Source organism: Microbacterium sp. 11MF (assembly GCF_000383475.1).
GTDB classification, from domain to species: domain Bacteria; phylum Actinomycetota; class Actinomycetes; order Actinomycetales; family Microbacteriaceae; genus Microbacterium; species Microbacterium aquilitoris.
The window spans coordinates 213,075-227,540 of record NZ_KB911459.1; the positions used below are offsets into that span (position 1 = coordinate 213,075).

Sequence of the window (14,466 nt, forward strand, 5' to 3'; positions counted from 1 at the left end):
GCGAGGGCCCCTGCTCCTATGAGAGGGCGCCGGCTCGGCCGGGTCCGTCGATCCGGTCGAGCACCAGGCGGGCGATCCGGTCGGCGCACGGACGGGCGGTGGTCCCCTCGGACTCGGCGACCCAGCGACGCGCGAAGGCTGCGGCATCCGTCGCCTTCGCGGCACCCGCTTCGACGGCTGTCGCGAGCTCGTCGACCGTCGTGCAGACGGGGCCGGGCAGGTCGCGCCGGTAGTCGAGGTAGAAGTCGCGGGTCGCGAGGTACTCGTCGAGGTCGGGGGCGAGGAAGTACGTGGGGACCCCCCGCACCGCCGCCTCGAACAGCGTCGAGGAGTAGTCCGTGATGAAGACGTCGGCGACGGTCAGCATCTCCTGGGTCGAGAAGCCTTCGGCGGTGTCGACGTCGCTGCCGCGCAGGGTCATGAGGGGGTGCAGCTTCACGACGACGTGCACACCGACCGCCTCGAGGGCGGCGACGACGTCGTCGGGCGCGGCCATCGCGGTGTCCTCGATCCGGAAGGTCGGTGCGAAGACCGCGATCTTCGCGCCGCGCAGGTGCGGATGCCGGCGGTAGATGCGCTCGCGGGTCTGCCGGGTCAGCTCGTCGTCGCGCAGCCGGTCGACCCGGGGGAGCGGGGCCACGACGATGCGGCTGTCGTCCGTTCCGAAGGCCTCGGCGTAGGGCGCACGGCACGCGTCGCCGCTGGCGAGCACGAGGTCGTAGCCCGCGTGCATCCGCATCGCGTCGGCCAGCCGCTCGTCGCGCCCCTCGCCCGTGCCGAGGATGCTCAGCCCGAACTTCTTGAACGCGCCGAGGGCGTGCCAGATCTGGATGACGACGAGGTCGTCCTTGTGGCGCAGCATGCTCGCCACCATCGAATAGGTGTCGACGATCAGGACCCGAGCGGTCGCTACGTGGAACAGCTGAACGAGCAGGTGTGCGGCGTAGCCGAGCTTCCTCACGAGTCCGGGTGGCACCATCCTGACGAGCGAGACGACCCTGACGGTGGGGTCCATCTCGGCGATCGCGGTGCGCAGATCGATGAAGTCGTCGGTCTCCTCGGGGTGCTCGCGGCTGATCATGACGACCTTGCGGCGCGTGGGCAGCAGCTTCAGCGGTGCGTAGCAGGCGCGCAGGGCGGTGCGCAGCACGTGCGCGGCGAGCAGGTGACGACCGACGGGACCGTCGATGCGCGTGGGCTGCACGGGCGGATCGTCGAGCAGCTTCGGGCGCTCGTCGACCTGACGCGGGGTGAGGATCATCTCGCGCACGATGCGCTCGGTGGAGTGGCCGTCGCAGGCGGACATGAAGCGCTCGCGGAACGCCTCGAGGTCGTCGCCGGCACGGGCGTCGCGGATCGCGGCCGCCAGATCGGCGCCGTCGGTCACGAGCGGGCCGGCGAGGTAGTCCTCGAACGGGTGGTAGAACGATCGTTCGGCGGCGTACACCTCGACGTCGGGGCAGAAGAACACCATGGGCCGACCGAGCAACGAGAACTCGAAGATGGCCGAGGAGTAGTCGGTGATGAGGACGTCGGCCGCCATCATCAGCTCGTTGAGCTCGCGCTCCGCGGAGACGTCGATGATCCGCTCGTGCGAGGGGATGTCCGCGCCCTTGCGAGCGACGAAGGGGTGCAGCTTGACGAGGACGACCCACTCCTCGCCGAGGTCGTCCGGAAGCTCCGACCACGGGACCGCGTCGATGTCGTAGTGGGCGCTCAGCTGCCCGTTGCCGCGGAAGGTGGGGGCGAAGACCGCGACGCGCTGGTCGGGACGGATGCCGAGCCGCGCCCGCACGTCCCGACGGCTGCGCTCGATCAGCTCGGTGTCGAAGAACACGTCCGTGCGGGGGACTCCGAGTGCGTGCACGCGGGCGACATCCATCGCGAACGCCTCGGCGTAGTCGGGGCGGATCGCCTCGGAGCTGACGGTCGCATCCGTGTAGTTGCGGTGCGCGACGGATCCGGGGAGGGGTCCGCCCGGGAGGCCGGCCCGGCTCCATCCGACCTTCTTGTACGCGCCGGCGGCGTGCCAGACCTGCAGCAGGCGGGTCTCAGGCCTCAGATGAAGGGGGTAGATCATCGGGTAGTAGTCGTCAAGCACGATCGTCTGCGCCCGGGCGAGCTCCCACGGCAGGCGCAGCGAGTCCCGCAGCGGACGGCGGTCGGCGAGGCCGGCTTTGAAGATCCCCACGATGCGGGCGTCGGGTCGCTGTCGGCGGATCTCGTCGCGCAGGAACGCGATGTTGCCGGAGAAGTCCGTGCGGGAATCCGACAGGAAGAGGGTGCGGCCCTCCCGCACGCGGACGAGCCGGGACGCGACCGCGTAGAGAGCGATCCACAGCCCGAACCGCCACCTCTGCAGGAAGGCGTTCCCTCGCAGACGCCTGCGAAGCAATCGCACGGATGAACCTCCTGGATCGTGGCGGGTATCGGTCGATTCTAAGCGGGTGCGCCTGGCCCGAACGCGTCCGGGGAGATGGAGGCGTCCGGGGCGAGCGGGCGTTCGCGTCGCCACCCCCGCACGAGCGATGCCCGCGTCGCGCAGAGCACCAGGAGGAACCACCCCGAGCCGCCGAGCAGCGAGCTGGTCACGATCGAGTCCGTCAGGAGGACGATGATGACGAGGGCGGGCCATACGTAGACGGTCGACCTGCGTTCGCTCGCCGACGTCCAGGCTCGGGCGAGGGCGAGACCGACGAACACGACCAGGAGGACGACGCCGACCGTGCCCGCCTGGATCAGCACATCCATCCACGCGTTGAGCGCGGAGGCGTGCGAGCGGCCGGTGACGATGCGGATGTAGGTGTAGGGGGAGAGGTGGTCGGGCCAGGTGTCGGCCCAGCCCCATCCCTGCACCGGCCGCAGTGCCGACATGTCGAGGATGACGTTCCACAGTCGTGACCGCGTGAAGAAGTCGGGTTCGGCGTTCAGCCAATACACGAGCGGGCGGCGGAAGAGGTAGACGAGGATGAGCCCGACCACGACGACGGCGGACAGGACCCACTGAAGGACCGGCCTGACGCTGGGGCGGACGCGCCGGAGGATCGCGAGGGCGCCGGTGGCCGTCCCCGAGATGAGCACCATGCCGAGCACGATGGGCGACGCGGTGAACACGGCGAGGGTCGCGGCGAGGGCGACGGAGCCGATCGCCACGCCGGCGCTCACCGACCGGGTCCGCCATTCCACGAGGAAGGTGAGCAGGGCGATGATCGTCACGAGCCCCAGTGCCGTGCGGGTGCCGAAGATCCCCTGGATCGGGCCGCCGTAGGCGATGTTGCCCGCGATGCCGAGGAACCTGATGGGGAGGTTGAGGAGGATGCCGCTGAGGATCTCGAGTCCGAGCGAGACGGCGAGCAGCATCCGCAGCACGTCTCCGGTGGCGCGCACGGTCTGCAGGGTGTCGCGGAACTGCGCGACGACGACGGCGAGAAAGGTGGGCGCCGCGAGCTGGAGCCATCCGGAGAGGGTCGCCTCCGGCGAGCCCGACCACCCGACGGTGATCAGCAGCCAGGCCAGCAGGACCAGCAGCGTCGTGGGGATGAGATGGATGACCCGGAGCTCCGCCCGACGGGCGAGCATTATCCCCGCGCCGATCACGCACAGCCCGGTCAGGATCGCGCCGTAGCCCGCGTCGCCCATCAGCTGACGCAGGGCGTGCGTCGAGAAGAGCGCGCCGATGGTCACGAGGGAGTAGACGGCGGCGACCTCGGTGGATTGCAGGGCGGTCGACAGTCGCGGGAGTGCGCGCGGGGTGCTCATCGCTCGGACGGCCTGTCGCCCTGTTCGCCGATGAGGCGTTCCTCCGACGGGCCGCGTCCCACCAGCGGTGCCTGCTTGATCTTGAAGGCGAACAGAATGAGGAGGAACCACCCCCAGTTCAGGAGCGGTGTCGATTCCGCGAGGCCCTGCACGAGGAGGATGGCGCCGGTGAGGGTCGGCAGCAGGGTGACCGCCGTGTACGGCCGGTCCGCGACGAGGTCCCATCGCGGGCGGTCGACGGCGAAGAACCAGGAACGCCAGATGAACGCGACGTACGCCGCCGCGATGAGGACGATCCCGACGACGCCCAGCTGCAGGAAGACGTCCACCCACATGTTGTGGGCCTGCATGACCGTCTGCCCGTGGTCGATGATCCAGCCGTCGAAGGCGGGGTCGGTCGGGATCCACGGCGTCGAGAAGCCCCATCCGATCACGGGGTGTTCGACGGCGCGTTCCAGGACCTTCTGCCAGATCGATTCGCGCCCGGTCAGGTCGCTCGAGCGGCCGAGTGCCGTGAACACCCGGTCGCGCAGTGCCCACGCCGCCACGAGGCCGCCGACGGCGACGACGCCGTAGAGGACGTAGTAGCGAGTCCTCTCACCGGCGCGCGTGGTCGTCCGCATGACGAGGACCGTGATGAGGACGACGACGACCGCGACGGCCGACAGGGTGGCGGTCGCCGATCCGGCGCGGACGAAGAGGAACGCGGCCAGGAGGGTCCAGAGCGCCAGGACGGGGCGACGTGGGGCCTGGGACGCGATGCGGATGGCGAAGACCACGATCCCGAGGAGCGCCACGTACGCGAGCGCGTTGGAGTTACCGAAGATCCCCTGGATGCGGCCGCCGTCGAACAGGTTGTCGCGCGACCACAGCACGATGGGGTCGGCGACCCGGCCCGCGGGGCGGACGAACTGCGGCAGGATCGGGCCGTCCCAGACGAGACTCACCCACAGTTCGAAGAGAATCGACAGCGAGAGGATCCACTTGAGGGCGGATGCCAGGGCCCGGACGATCTCGCGCCAGGTGAGGACCGCCCCCACGAAGAGGGCGCCCACCGTCGTGACGATCAGGAGCGCGACGGTCAGCAGGGTCGCGTTGATCCAGTGGGTCCAGATCGTCGAGGCGACGGCCCACAGGAGATAGGTGAGCGCGTACCAGGGGAGTCGGGGCCACTGCACCCGCGGCCGCGTCGTCAGCCAGAGGGTCACCGAGACGAGGAAGCTCGCGACGCCGATGGCGGCGGCGACCCCGACTCCGAAGGCGAGCGGCAGGGCAGTCCCCGACAGGGTGACGACCAGCAGGACGATGCACCAGCCGCGCAGCAGGATGTGGCTCGTCCGCTCACGCGGCGGGGCTGCCGGGGGCGCCGAGACCGGGTGCGAGGAGTGGACGGCCATGGTGACAGAAGGGTATCGCGCGGCCCCGTGCGTTCCGCCCCACGCCCTAGGCTGTTCGCGTGCTGGAGACGCTCTCGAACGAACCCCGTGACTACGCGTGGGGTTCCCCCACCGCCATCCCGTCCCTCCAGGGGCGGACCCCCAGCGGAGCGCCCGAGGCCGAGGTCTGGTTCGGCGACCACCCGGGAAGTCCCGCCGTCCTCGGTGACGGCCGCTCGCTGATGCAGGCGAGGACGGATGCCGGGGCACCGCCGCTCCCGTTCCTCCTGAAGATCCTCGCGGCGTCGTCGTCGCTGTCGATCCAGGCGCACCCGGACCTCGAGCAGGCGCGGGCCGGCTTCGCCGCGGAGGAGGCGTCCGGCGTCCCCCGCGACGCCGCCGAACGCATCTACCGCGATGACAACCACAAGCCCGAGATCATCGTCGCGCTGAGTGACCGGTTCCGAGCCCTCGTAGGGCTGCGGCCCGTCGAGGACACGCAGCGCCTGCTCGGTGGCCTCGGCGAGGCATCCGGTGTCCGACGTCTTCGCGCGGCACTGGACGCCGCCGCCCCTGCCGATGCACTGCGAGCCGTGATCGAGGAGGTGCTGAGCGGGCGCGCCGACGACATCGTCTCGGACGTCTCCGCGGCGCTCGCCGACGCCGTCGTGCCGGACTTCGCCGAAGAGGTCGATGTCCTCCGGGCCGTCGTGCGCGATTTCCCCGGAGATGCCGGCATCGTGGTCGCCCTGCTCATGAACCTCGTCGTGCTCCGCACCGGTGAGGCCGTGTTCGCCCCTGCCGGGGTGCTCCACGCGTATCAGGACGGTCTCGGCGTCGAACTCATGGCGGCCAGCGACAACGTCCTGCGCGGCGGGCTGACCCCGAAGCACATCGACGTCCCGGAGCTCATGCGCATCGTCGACACCGAGCCCGGCGCGGCGCCGCTGCTCGACCCGGTGCCCGCCGATGCGGGGGAGCTGTTCGACGCCGGAGTCGCGGACTTCCGCCTCGCCCGGTACGCACCGACCGGCACGCCGCTGCACGTCGGGCTCGACGGACCCGCCATCGTGCTGGCGACCGAAGGCCGCGTGATCGTGTCCGCCGGGGGGCGGCGCATCGATCTCACGCCGGGGACCGCCGCCTACGCTCAGGACGAGTCGGAGCTCGTGCTGGACGGCTCCGGGGTCGCCTACCTGGCCCGGCCGGGTGTGCAGGGCTGAGGTCGCGACACGCCGGGGAGCCTCAAGAAGATTCAATATCGGGTTGAGGGTTTACGATCTGCGACTTGACCCGAGCGAATCACACGGGTGTAATTAGGCATCGGCCGCACCGCGGCGAGTGTCTACAGGTGGGAGAGCAAGATGACGGGTTACCGTTCCGGCGTTCCCGAGAATTGGTTCGTCGATCCGGTGAACCTCGGTGTCCCCGGCGTCCGTCGCCGCGTCGACACCGACGAGGACACCGCGCTGGCATGGCAGGCCGACGCCCTGTGCGCGCAGACGGATCCGGAGGCCTTCTTCCCGGAGAAGGGCGGATCGACGCGTGACGCGAAGCGCATCTGCACCTCGTGCGACGTCCGAGGCGAATGCCTCGAATACGCCCTCCAGAACGACGAGCGCTTCGGCATCTGGGGCGGTCTGAGCGAGCGCGAGCGACGCAAGCTCAAGCGGCGCGCTTCCTGACGCGATCCGCGCCACCCCGCCCGTCCTCCCCGCGTCGCCCGAGTCGCGACCTAGGCTGACCTGGCCATGCCCGCCCGAGTACACGCGATCCTCGTCGTCCGCCCCCACGGACGAGGCCCCACGGATCTCCACCTGAGCCGCACCCTGCGCGCGCTCGCCGCCCAGACGCGGCGTGCCGACGCGCTCACCGTCGTCCTCTGCGGACCCGACGAGACCCTCAAGAAGCTCGCGTCCGAGTCCGGAGCCGAAGCGGTCATCGTCGCAGGCCGGGGGACCGGCTTCGCCGAGGCCCTCCGCCTCGCGAGCCGGCGTATCACCGGCGACGCCGTCTGGTTGCTCGCGCAGGACACCGCGCCCGCCCCGGACGCGCTCGCACGGCTCACGGGAGCGCTCGAGACCGCCCCCTCGGTGGCGCTCGCCGCGCCCAAGCTGGTCTCCTGGGACGACCCCAGCCGGATCGTCTCGCTCGGGGTCACGCTCACCCACACGGGGCGCACGGTCGGTCTCGCCGACGGCGAGCTCGACCAGGGGCAGCACGACGCCTCCGAGGACGTCCTCGGATCGGACATCCGCGGCGTCCTCGTCCGCGCGCAGGTCTGGAACGCCCTCGCGGGCATCGACCAGGGTCTGGCCGGCGCCGACGAGGGTCTCGACCTCGGCATCCGCGCCCGCCTCGCCGGCGGTCGCGTCGCTCTGACGCCCTCCGCGCTCGTCGCCGTCGCCGGTGACGGCGTCGCGGGAACCCCGGCGGGACGCTCGGCCGGCGCGCGCGGCCGCCGTCTCTACGCCGCGCGGAAGGCCGAGCTCCACCGTCGCCTGGCCTATGCCCCGGCTCCCGTGGTCCTGCTGCACTGGCTGACCCTCCTGCCCCTCGCCCTGTGGCGCACCCTCGGCCATCTGGTCGCGAAGACTCCGGGACGCATCGGACCCGAGTGGGCGGCGTCGTTCTCGGTGCTCGTGTCGTTCGCGGCCGTCGTGCGCGCGCGCCGCACCATCCGGCGGAACCGGACCGCCTCGTGGCTGTCCCTGGCGCAGCTGCGGATCGGCCGACGGGACCTGCGTGAGCGGCTCGAGGACGAAGCGGATGCCGCAGCGGCTCCGCGCGAAGACCTCCGCTTCTTCAGCGGCGGCGGCGCCTGGGTCGTCCTCGGTGCCCTCGCCACCTCCGCGCTGTCGTTCAGCGCGCTCCTGGCGTGGCCCGTGCTCGGCGGGGGAGGTCTCGCGCCGCTGCGCAGCGGCGTCGTGGCACTGTGGACGGATGCCGCGTACGGCCCGCGTGCGCTGGGCTGGGACACCGTCGGGCCGGCCGACCCCTTCGCGTCGGTCGTCGCCCTCGTCGGTTCGCTGTCGCCCCTCGCGCCCTCGCGCGCGATCGTCATCCTCTGGCTCCTCGCGCTGCCGCTCGCCGCGCTCGGCGGATGGTTCGCAGCGACCCGCGTCACCGAGAGGTCCGTGCTGCGCTGCGCCGCGGCCTTCGCATGGGCGGTGGCACCTCCCTTCCTCGCGGCACTGATCGAGGGGCGACCGACCGCGGTCATCCTGCACCTCGCGCTGCCGTGGCTCATCTACACGGCCGCGGCCGCGCGACGGTCGTGGAGCAGCGCCGGGCTCGCCTCGATCATCCTCGTCGTCGTGCTCGCCTGTGCGCCCTCGCTGGCACCCGCTCTGGTCGTGCTGTGGCTCGTGGCCATCGTCCTGGCCGTATCGATGCGACGCGGGCGGGGAGCCGGACGCATCGTCTGGCTGATGATCCCGCCCGTCGCGGTCTTCCTGCCCCTCGGGTGGTACCACCTCACGACGGGCGACCCCCTCGCGATCTTCGCCGACCCGGGCCGGCCGCTCGCTCTGAGCGGGAACCCCGACGGGCTGTTGCCGAAGGTCCTCTTCGCGTTCGGCTACCCGTCGACCGACGGCGTCGGCTGGACGCAGTTCCTCGGTGAGGACGGGCGGGCCTGGTGGGTCGCCGCCTTCACGGCTCCGGTCGTGCTGCTCGCCCTGCTGGCGCCGGTCGTCGGGCGGCTGCTCCCGGCATCCGTGGCGCTCGTCGCCGCCGTCCTCGGCGTCGCCACGGCGGCCTTGGGATCGGGCGTGGCCCTCACCGCCGGCATGTCCGGGCCCGTCTCGATCTGGCCGGGAAGCGCGCTCTCGCTCGCGTGGGCGGGCCTCATCCTCGCCGCCGTCACCGGCCTCGACGGGTTCCGCCGGGTCGACGCCCTCGTCCCCGTCGCGGCATCCGTCGTGATCGCCTTCCTCGCCGTCGGCGCCGTTCCGGCCCTCACGGCCGTCGTCCGCGGTGATTCCGCCCTGCAGGACGGGCCGTCCAGCACACTCCCCGCGTACGTCCAGACCGCCGGCAGCGAGGGTGAGCGCGACGGTGAGCAGACGGCGACCCTCGTCCTGACCGTGCAGGCGGATGCCGCCTACTCGGCCTCCGTGGTCTGGGGCGCCAGCGAGACCCTCGGCGGGCAGACGACGCTGCAGTCCACGCGCCCCGAGCTGACCGCCGGTGACCGCGAGCTGGCCCACGTGACGGCCGACCTCGTCTCCACGGTGACCGGCGACGTCGTCGCCCAGCTCGGTCGGCACGGCATCGCGTACGTCCTCCTCGAACAGGCCCCCCGCGAGAGCGACCGCGCCCGTGCGGCGCGGCTCGGGGCGCAGAACCTCCTCAATCAGCGAGCCGATCTCGTGAGCGTCGGGCAGACGGCCCGCGGCGTCCTGTGGGGCGTCAAGGGGACCATCGCCGAGCGCACCGTCGACGACGCCTCGGGGCCCACTTCGGTCCGCGTCGCCCTGCTGCAGCTCGGCGTCATCGCCGTCGCGCTGCTGCTCGCGGTCCCGACGCGCGCCAGCCTCCGGGCCGGCAGGCGTCACCCCCGCATCATCGGGGAGCGGGACGGGCTCGCAGAAAGGTCGGCCTCGTGACCACCGCCCGCCGGATCCGCCGCGGCGTCGGCGCCGCCCTGAGCCTCGCCGTCGTGGCGGGGACCTTCCTCATCGCGACCGCTACCCTGCCGACCGTCGAGCGGTCGACGCTCTCGCTGACGACGCGGCCCGAAGCCGCGACCTCCCTCCTCTCGTGCGCGGGCCCGGTGCTCGCCGTCGGACGGGATACCGAGGACGTCGGCGCGCTGCAGGTCGCCGCCCCGCAGAACGTGGTGTCGGGAACCGTCGCCGGTGCGCCCGCACCCGTCGCGGGCGAGATCGCCTCCGCGGTCCCGGATGCCCCGCCGATCGCGTCGTTCTCGGCGGAGCCGGTCGATCGCATGCGCACCGACCTGGCCGCGGCGGGGTCGTCGCGTGTCGACGCCGACGATCTCGCCGGGTTCGCGGCATCCGCCTGCACCCCGCCCGCCATGGAGACTTGGCTCGCCGGAGGCAGCGGCCTCACGGGCGCGGCGGATCTCGTCATCCTCGCCAACCCCGGCGACGTCGCGGCCCGGGTGGATCTGACGGTCTTCGCCTCGGGCGGCCGGGTGACCCCCGAGGCCGGTGCGGACATCCTGATCCCCGCCGGCCAGCAGCGCGTCGTGCCCCTCGCCTCGCTCGCGCTCGGCGAAGCGAGCCCCGTCGTGCTCGTCTCGGCGACGCAGGCACCCGTGCAGGCCGTCCTGCAGTCGAGCCTCACCCGGACGCTCGTCCCGGTCGGCGTCGACCAGGGCGGCGCGACCGGGCTCCCGAGGGCTCAGCAGACGATCCCCGCGTTCTCGAGCGTCGCGGAAGGTGACGAGCCCACCGACACGGTGGTGCGGCTGCTCGCCCCTTCGGACGACACGACCGCGACCGTGACGGTGTCGCCCGTCGGGCGACGCACCACCGCTGCCTCCTTCCCCGATCTCACCCTCGCGGCCGGCGTGCCCGTCGACGTGGATCTGGACACGCTTCCCCAGGGTCGCTATCGCGTTGAGGTCGACGCGGGTGCACCGGTGGTCGCCTCGGTCCACACCTCGACGGGATCGGATGCCGGGTCCGACTTCGCCTGGTACGGCACGGCGGACGACATCCGCGTGCCCTCCCTCCTCGCGGTCGCCGACGGGCCGAGTCCGCAGCTCACGCTCGTGAACCCCGGTGCCTCCGAGGTGGCCGCGGTCCTGACCGAGGATGCGGGCGCCGGCGAGCCGCGCGAGGTGCGCGTCCCCGCGGGCGGTTCGGTCTCGGTCGACCTGCGCGCCGGCGAGCTCTACCGGCTCGACCCCGCGGGGGGCACACTGCGCGCGGGCGTGACCTTCACGGCATCCGATGCGATTGCCGGCTACGCCGTGGCCCCTGCCGACGCCGCCGCGGCACCCGTGGTCGTCCGTCCGCGCTGATCGCGCACGGAAGTGCGTCGCGCGAGCAGAAGCTCAGAAGCGCTCGCGCCTCAGAATCGGAACCGGTCGGGCCCGAGGTCCCACGGGTCGCGGTCGAGGTATTCGGCGGCGGCGCGGAACACGCAGCTCTCGATCATCATCCGGCGGTGGAGTTCGTCGTTGCGGTGCAGTCTCGCGAGCCGTTCGATGGGGAGTCGGAACAGGACGATGCGCTTCTGCTCCGTCTGCACCGCCCACCGGGGGATGCCGTCGTCGTCCGCGGCGTCCGGCATCCAGCCGATGTCGAAACGGACCTCACGCAGCTCCGGCCATGCGCTCCGGAGGAACTCGACGGCCGTCGTGACCGTCAGATCGAACTTCTCGGCGCGCGTCTCGATCGCGGGAAGCGGGGGCCGGACGACCGAGCTCCGGTCGAGGCGGCCGTGTCGACCGTGCCGGTCGGGGCGGACACTCGTGCGCGCGCGTCGCCTCACGGGTCCACCTTGCTGAGCATGACGCCATCCTAGGCGTCGAGCGGGCGCCCGGCGCTCTCCTGCCATGCCGCGATCCCCGCCGCGATCAGTGCGAGCGCGGCGGCGAAGCCCCCGTCGTCGGTGGAGTCGACGGATGCCGCGGTCAGGGACACCTCGGACGCCGCGGTGCCCCAGGCATCCGCCGACCGACGCTGCTGCTCGTGGAAGGTGACGCCGACGACGTAGTGGGTCACGGCGTCGGCGACGACGCGGGCGGCGGGGGAGTCCTCGACGGTGCGCAGCGCGTCGTGGACGGGTGAGTCGACGAGGCCGAGGGCGAGGGAGCTCGACACCACTTCGGCACCGTCGCGGTGGGCGAGGAGCCGGTCGTGCAGGCGGTGCCCCAGGGTGACGGCCGCCCGGCCGAGGTCGGTCGGGTCACCCGGGCGCAGCGCGACGGGGGCGAGGATGCGCGCGCTCACAGCCGCGAGGAGCTCCTGCTTGCTTGCGACGTGCCAGTACAGGGCGCTCGGCTGGACACCCAGGTCCTCCGCGAGGCGCCGCATCGACAGGTCGGGGAGGCCCACGCGATCGAGGACGGACAGAGCGGCGTCGACGACGTCGTCCTTGGTGCGCCGGAGACCCCGGGAGGGCGGGTTTGGATCGCGCGCAGTCATGGCGTTACCCTACCTGAACGGTGTTCACGTGAACGCTGTTCAGGAGGATGAGATGACCCGCTCGCGCCCGACACCCCGGCTCGACACGACCGACCTCTCCCGGGCGGCCGTCTTCGCTGGGGTGATCGCCGTCCTCGGCCTTCCCGGCTCCTTCTCCGTCTTCGGCGGCGTGCCGATCACCGCCCAGACGCTCGGGGTGATGCTGGCCGGCGCCGTGCTCGGCCCTCTCGTGGGTGCCGTCTCGGTCGGTGCCCTCCTCGCGCTCGTCGCGATCGGACTCCCGCTGCTGGCGGGCGGTCGCGGGGGAGCGGCGGTGTTCGTGGGGCCGACGGCGGGTTACCTCGTCGGATGGCTGGTGGGCGCCGTCGTGATCGGACTGATCGTGCACCTCGGCGGACGCCGGCCCGTGTGGTGGCGGACCTTCATCGGCGTGGTCATCGGCGGCGTCCTCGTCGTCTACGCCTGCGGCATCCCGGTCCAGAGTCTCATCATGCGCATCGGAATGGATCAGGCGCTGATCGCGAACCTGGCCTTCGTCCCCGGCGACCTGGTCAAGGCCTTGATCGCGACACTCGTCCTGGGCGCCTTGGTCCGGGGGTACCCGCGCGCCTTCCGTCGCACGTGGGCGCCGCGCGGCGCTGCGCGTGAAGCGGCACCGGTACGGTGACGAGCGACCTCCGGCTCGCCGACGTCTCGGTACGCCTGGGCGACGTCGACGTCCTCCGGGGGGTCGACCTCGCCCTCGACGCCCGGAGCATCGCCGTCGTGGGCGACAACGGCTCCGGCAAGTCGACGCTCGCGCGGCTGATCGGCGGACTCATCCGGCCCACGCAGGGTCGCGTCGAGGTGCTCGGCCTCGATGCCGAGAAGGATGCCGCCGCCCTCCGCCGCCGCGTCGCGATCGTCTTCAGCAATCCCGACGCCCAGATCATCATGCCGACCGTCGCCGAGGACGTCGCGTTCTCGCTCCGTGCGGGTCGACTGCCCCGCGCCGAGCGGGATGCCCGCGTCGCCGCCGCGCTCGAGAGGTTCGCCCTCGCCCCCCTCGCCGACCGGCCGGCGTACGAGCTGTCCGGCGGGCAGAAGCAGCTGCTCGCCCTGTGCGGCGCCTTCGTCCGCGAGCCGGACCTCGTGGTCGCCGACGAGCCGACCGCGTTCCTCGACGGACGGAACGCCCACCTGATCTCGGCGCACCTGTTCGCCGACTCCGGCCACCGGCTCGTGGTCGTGACGCACGACCTCGACCTCGCGGCGCGGTGCGACGTCGCGGTCCGGATGCACGAGGGGAAGGTCGCCCGGGTGGGGCCCGCGCCCGAGGTCGTGGCCGCCCACGCCGCGAGCTGGCGATGCTGACGCTGTACCGGCCCGGGAACGGGCCGTGGCACCGGATGCCCGCGGGTCCGAAGGCGGCGGTCCTGCTCGCCCTCGTCCTCGTCGTCTCCCTCCTCCCCACGGCGTGGCCGACCGCCGCGATCGCCGCGGCGGTGTGCGCGGTCTGCCATCTCGTGCCGGGAGTCGGACTCCGCGAGCTCGCCCGCCAGGTCTGGTCGCTCCGGTGGCTCGTCGTGGTGGCCTTCGGCATCCCGTGCATCTTCCTCGGCGTCGAGGCGGCGACGGTCGGTACCGTCCGCATCGTGGCCGCGGTCGCCCTCGCTGGGCTCCTCGCGTCGACCACCCCGGTGACCGCCCTCCTCGACGTGGCGGAACGGGCGCTCGGCCCGCTGCGCGTGATCGGGGTGGATGCCGCCCGCGCGGCGCTCCTGCTCGTCGTCGCACTCGGCACGGTTCCCACCCTCGCGCGCCTCGCGGGCGAGGTCCGCGCGGCGCAGCGGGCGCGGGGAGCCCGCGGCATCCGTGTCTTCGCTGTGCCGTTCCTCGTCCTCGCGCTCCGCCATGCGGACGATCTCGGCGACGCCCTCACCGCCCGCGGGGTGCGCTGAGCCCGGCGCGGCTCCGTGTCGCGGCCCGCCTCCACGGCTAGCGTGGACGCGATGCGAGAGAGACTGTGTTCCAAGGTGGGCTGTGCCCGCGAGGCCGTGACGACGCTGACCTACGACTACGGCGACCAGATGGCCGTCCTCGGTCCGCTCGGCGGCGGGAACGACCCGCACGCCCACGATCTCTGCGCCATCCACACCGGTCGGATGTCGGTCCCGAAGGGCTGGGTCGTCGTCCGTCACGAGACCCTCCGCGTCTGACCCTGCGTG

General features: G+C 72.3%; 13 protein-coding genes. 8 read left to right on the plus strand and 5 right to left on the minus strand.

From position 1 onward, the window contains the following. Window positions 1-16: 16 nt before the first annotated feature. From H286_RS0100970 to H286_RS0100980, 3 genes are read right to left on the minus strand one after another with little or no spacing between them, the layout of a single operon-like run. Window positions 17-2,401 carry a CDP-glycerol glycerophosphotransferase family protein gene (locus H286_RS0100970; RefSeq protein ID WP_020096747.1) on the minus strand — a complete coding sequence of 795 codons (2,385 nt, stop codon included), beginning with the start codon at window positions 2,399-2,401 and terminating at the stop codon, window positions 17-19. A gap of 38 nt (window positions 2,402-2,439) precedes the next feature. After that, window positions 2,440-3,759, minus strand: coding sequence for a hypothetical protein (locus tag H286_RS0100975; protein WP_020096748.1), 1,320 nt, complete (start codon window positions 3,757-3,759; stop codon window positions 2,440-2,442). After that, entirely contained in the window at window positions 3,756-5,156 is a 1,401-nt protein-coding gene (locus tag H286_RS0100980) for an O-antigen ligase family protein (protein ID WP_020096749.1), read from the minus strand. Before H286_RS0100980 ends, H286_RS0100975 begins: the two co-directional genes overlap by 4 nt. 59 nt (window positions 5,157-5,215) lie before the next feature. On the opposite strand from H286_RS0100980, the gene manA reads away from it, so the two are divergent. The 4 genes from manA to H286_RS0101000 all read left to right on the plus strand — a co-directional run bounded on the left by manA (window position 5,216) and on the right by H286_RS0101000 (window position 11,130). After that, a complete protein-coding gene (manA, locus tag H286_RS0100985) occupies window positions 5,216-6,358 on the plus strand; it encodes a mannose-6-phosphate isomerase, class I (protein WP_020096750.1) in 1,143 nt (380 codons plus the stop codon). Window positions 6,359-6,499: 141 nt separating this feature from the next. Further along, window positions 6,500-6,820, plus strand: coding sequence for a WhiB family transcriptional regulator (locus H286_RS14365; RefSeq protein ID WP_018188733.1), 321 nt, complete (start codon window positions 6,500-6,502; stop codon window positions 6,818-6,820). Between the two features lie 66 nt (window positions 6,821-6,886). Continuing rightward, on the plus strand, window positions 6,887-9,745 hold the full coding sequence (locus H286_RS0100995) for a glycosyltransferase (protein WP_020096751.1): 2,859 nt from the start codon (window positions 6,887-6,889) through the stop codon (window positions 9,743-9,745). Beyond that, window positions 9,742-11,130 (plus strand): DUF5719 family protein, encoded by a 1,389-nt coding sequence (locus H286_RS0101000; RefSeq protein WP_020096752.1) that lies wholly within the window; start codon window positions 9,742-9,744, stop codon window positions 11,128-11,130. Before H286_RS0100995 ends, H286_RS0101000 begins: the two co-directional genes overlap by 4 nt. Before the next feature lie 50 nt (window positions 11,131-11,180). On the opposite strand, the gene H286_RS14370 is transcribed toward H286_RS0101000, so the two are convergent. Both H286_RS14370 and H286_RS0101010 read right to left on the minus strand, forming a co-directional pair. Beyond that, the gene (locus tag H286_RS14370) at window positions 11,181-11,603 is read right to left on the minus strand and encodes a metallopeptidase family protein (protein WP_020096753.1); all 423 of its coding nucleotides are present in this window, start codon (window positions 11,601-11,603) and stop codon (window positions 11,181-11,183) included. A 29-nt stretch (window positions 11,604-11,632) separates the two neighbouring features. Then, window positions 11,633-12,259 carry a TetR/AcrR family transcriptional regulator gene (locus H286_RS0101010; protein WP_020096754.1) on the minus strand — a complete coding sequence of 209 codons (627 nt, stop codon included), beginning with the start codon at window positions 12,257-12,259 and terminating at the stop codon, window positions 11,633-11,635. 52 nt (window positions 12,260-12,311) lie between these two features. Here H286_RS0101010 and H286_RS0101015 point away from each other — a divergent pair, with 52 nt between their 5' ends. From H286_RS0101015 to H286_RS0101030, 4 genes are read left to right on the plus strand one after another with little or no spacing between them, the layout of a single operon-like run. Beyond that, window positions 12,312-12,926 carry a biotin transporter BioY gene (locus H286_RS0101015; protein WP_020096755.1) on the plus strand — a complete coding sequence of 205 codons (615 nt, stop codon included), beginning with the start codon at window positions 12,312-12,314 and terminating at the stop codon, window positions 12,924-12,926. Continuing rightward, window positions 12,923-13,612, plus strand: a complete 690-nt coding sequence (locus H286_RS0101020; protein WP_020096756.1) for an energy-coupling factor ABC transporter ATP-binding protein — start codon at window positions 12,923-12,925, stop codon at window positions 13,610-13,612. The genes H286_RS0101015 and H286_RS0101020 overlap by 4 nt, the downstream gene beginning before the upstream one ends. Continuing rightward, the gene (locus tag H286_RS0101025) at window positions 13,606-14,199 is read left to right on the plus strand and encodes a CbiQ family ECF transporter T component (RefSeq protein WP_020096757.1); all 594 of its coding nucleotides are present in this window, start codon (window positions 13,606-13,608) and stop codon (window positions 14,197-14,199) included. The genes H286_RS0101020 and H286_RS0101025 overlap by 7 nt, the downstream gene beginning before the upstream one ends. A gap of 51 nt (window positions 14,200-14,250) precedes the next feature. Further along, window positions 14,251-14,457, plus strand: coding sequence for a DUF3499 family protein (locus tag H286_RS0101030; protein WP_026303039.1), 207 nt, complete (start codon window positions 14,251-14,253; stop codon window positions 14,455-14,457). Window positions 14,458-14,466 lie beyond the last annotated feature (9 nt).

Excerpts from the sequence above, each read along its gene's own strand:
- H286_RS0100975 (WP_020096748.1), bottom strand. The coding sequence starts at position 3,759 with ATGAGCACCCCGCGCGCACTCCCGCGACTGTCGACCGCCCTGCAATCC.
- H286_RS0100980 (WP_020096749.1), bottom strand. The coding sequence starts at position 5,156 with ATGGCCGTCCACTCCTCGCACCCGGTCTCGGCGCCCCCGGCAGCCCCG.
- H286_RS14365 (WP_018188733.1), top strand. The coding sequence starts at position 6,500 with ATGACGGGTTACCGTTCCGGCGTTCCCGAGAATTGGTTCGTCGATCCG.
- H286_RS0100995 (WP_020096751.1), top strand. The coding sequence starts at position 6,887 with ATGCCCGCCCGAGTACACGCGATCCTCGTCGTCCGCCCCCACGGACGA.
- H286_RS0101010 (WP_020096754.1), bottom strand. The coding sequence starts at position 12,259 with ATGACTGCGCGCGATCCAAACCCGCCCTCCCGGGGTCTCCGGCGCACC.
- H286_RS0101015 (WP_020096755.1), top strand. The coding sequence starts at position 12,312 with ATGACCCGCTCGCGCCCGACACCCCGGCTCGACACGACCGACCTCTCC.
- H286_RS0101025 (WP_020096757.1), top strand. The coding sequence starts at position 13,606 with ATGCTGACGCTGTACCGGCCCGGGAACGGGCCGTGGCACCGGATGCCC.
- H286_RS0101030 (WP_026303039.1), top strand. The coding sequence starts at position 14,251 with ATGCGAGAGAGACTGTGTTCCAAGGTGGGCTGTGCCCGCGAGGCCGTG.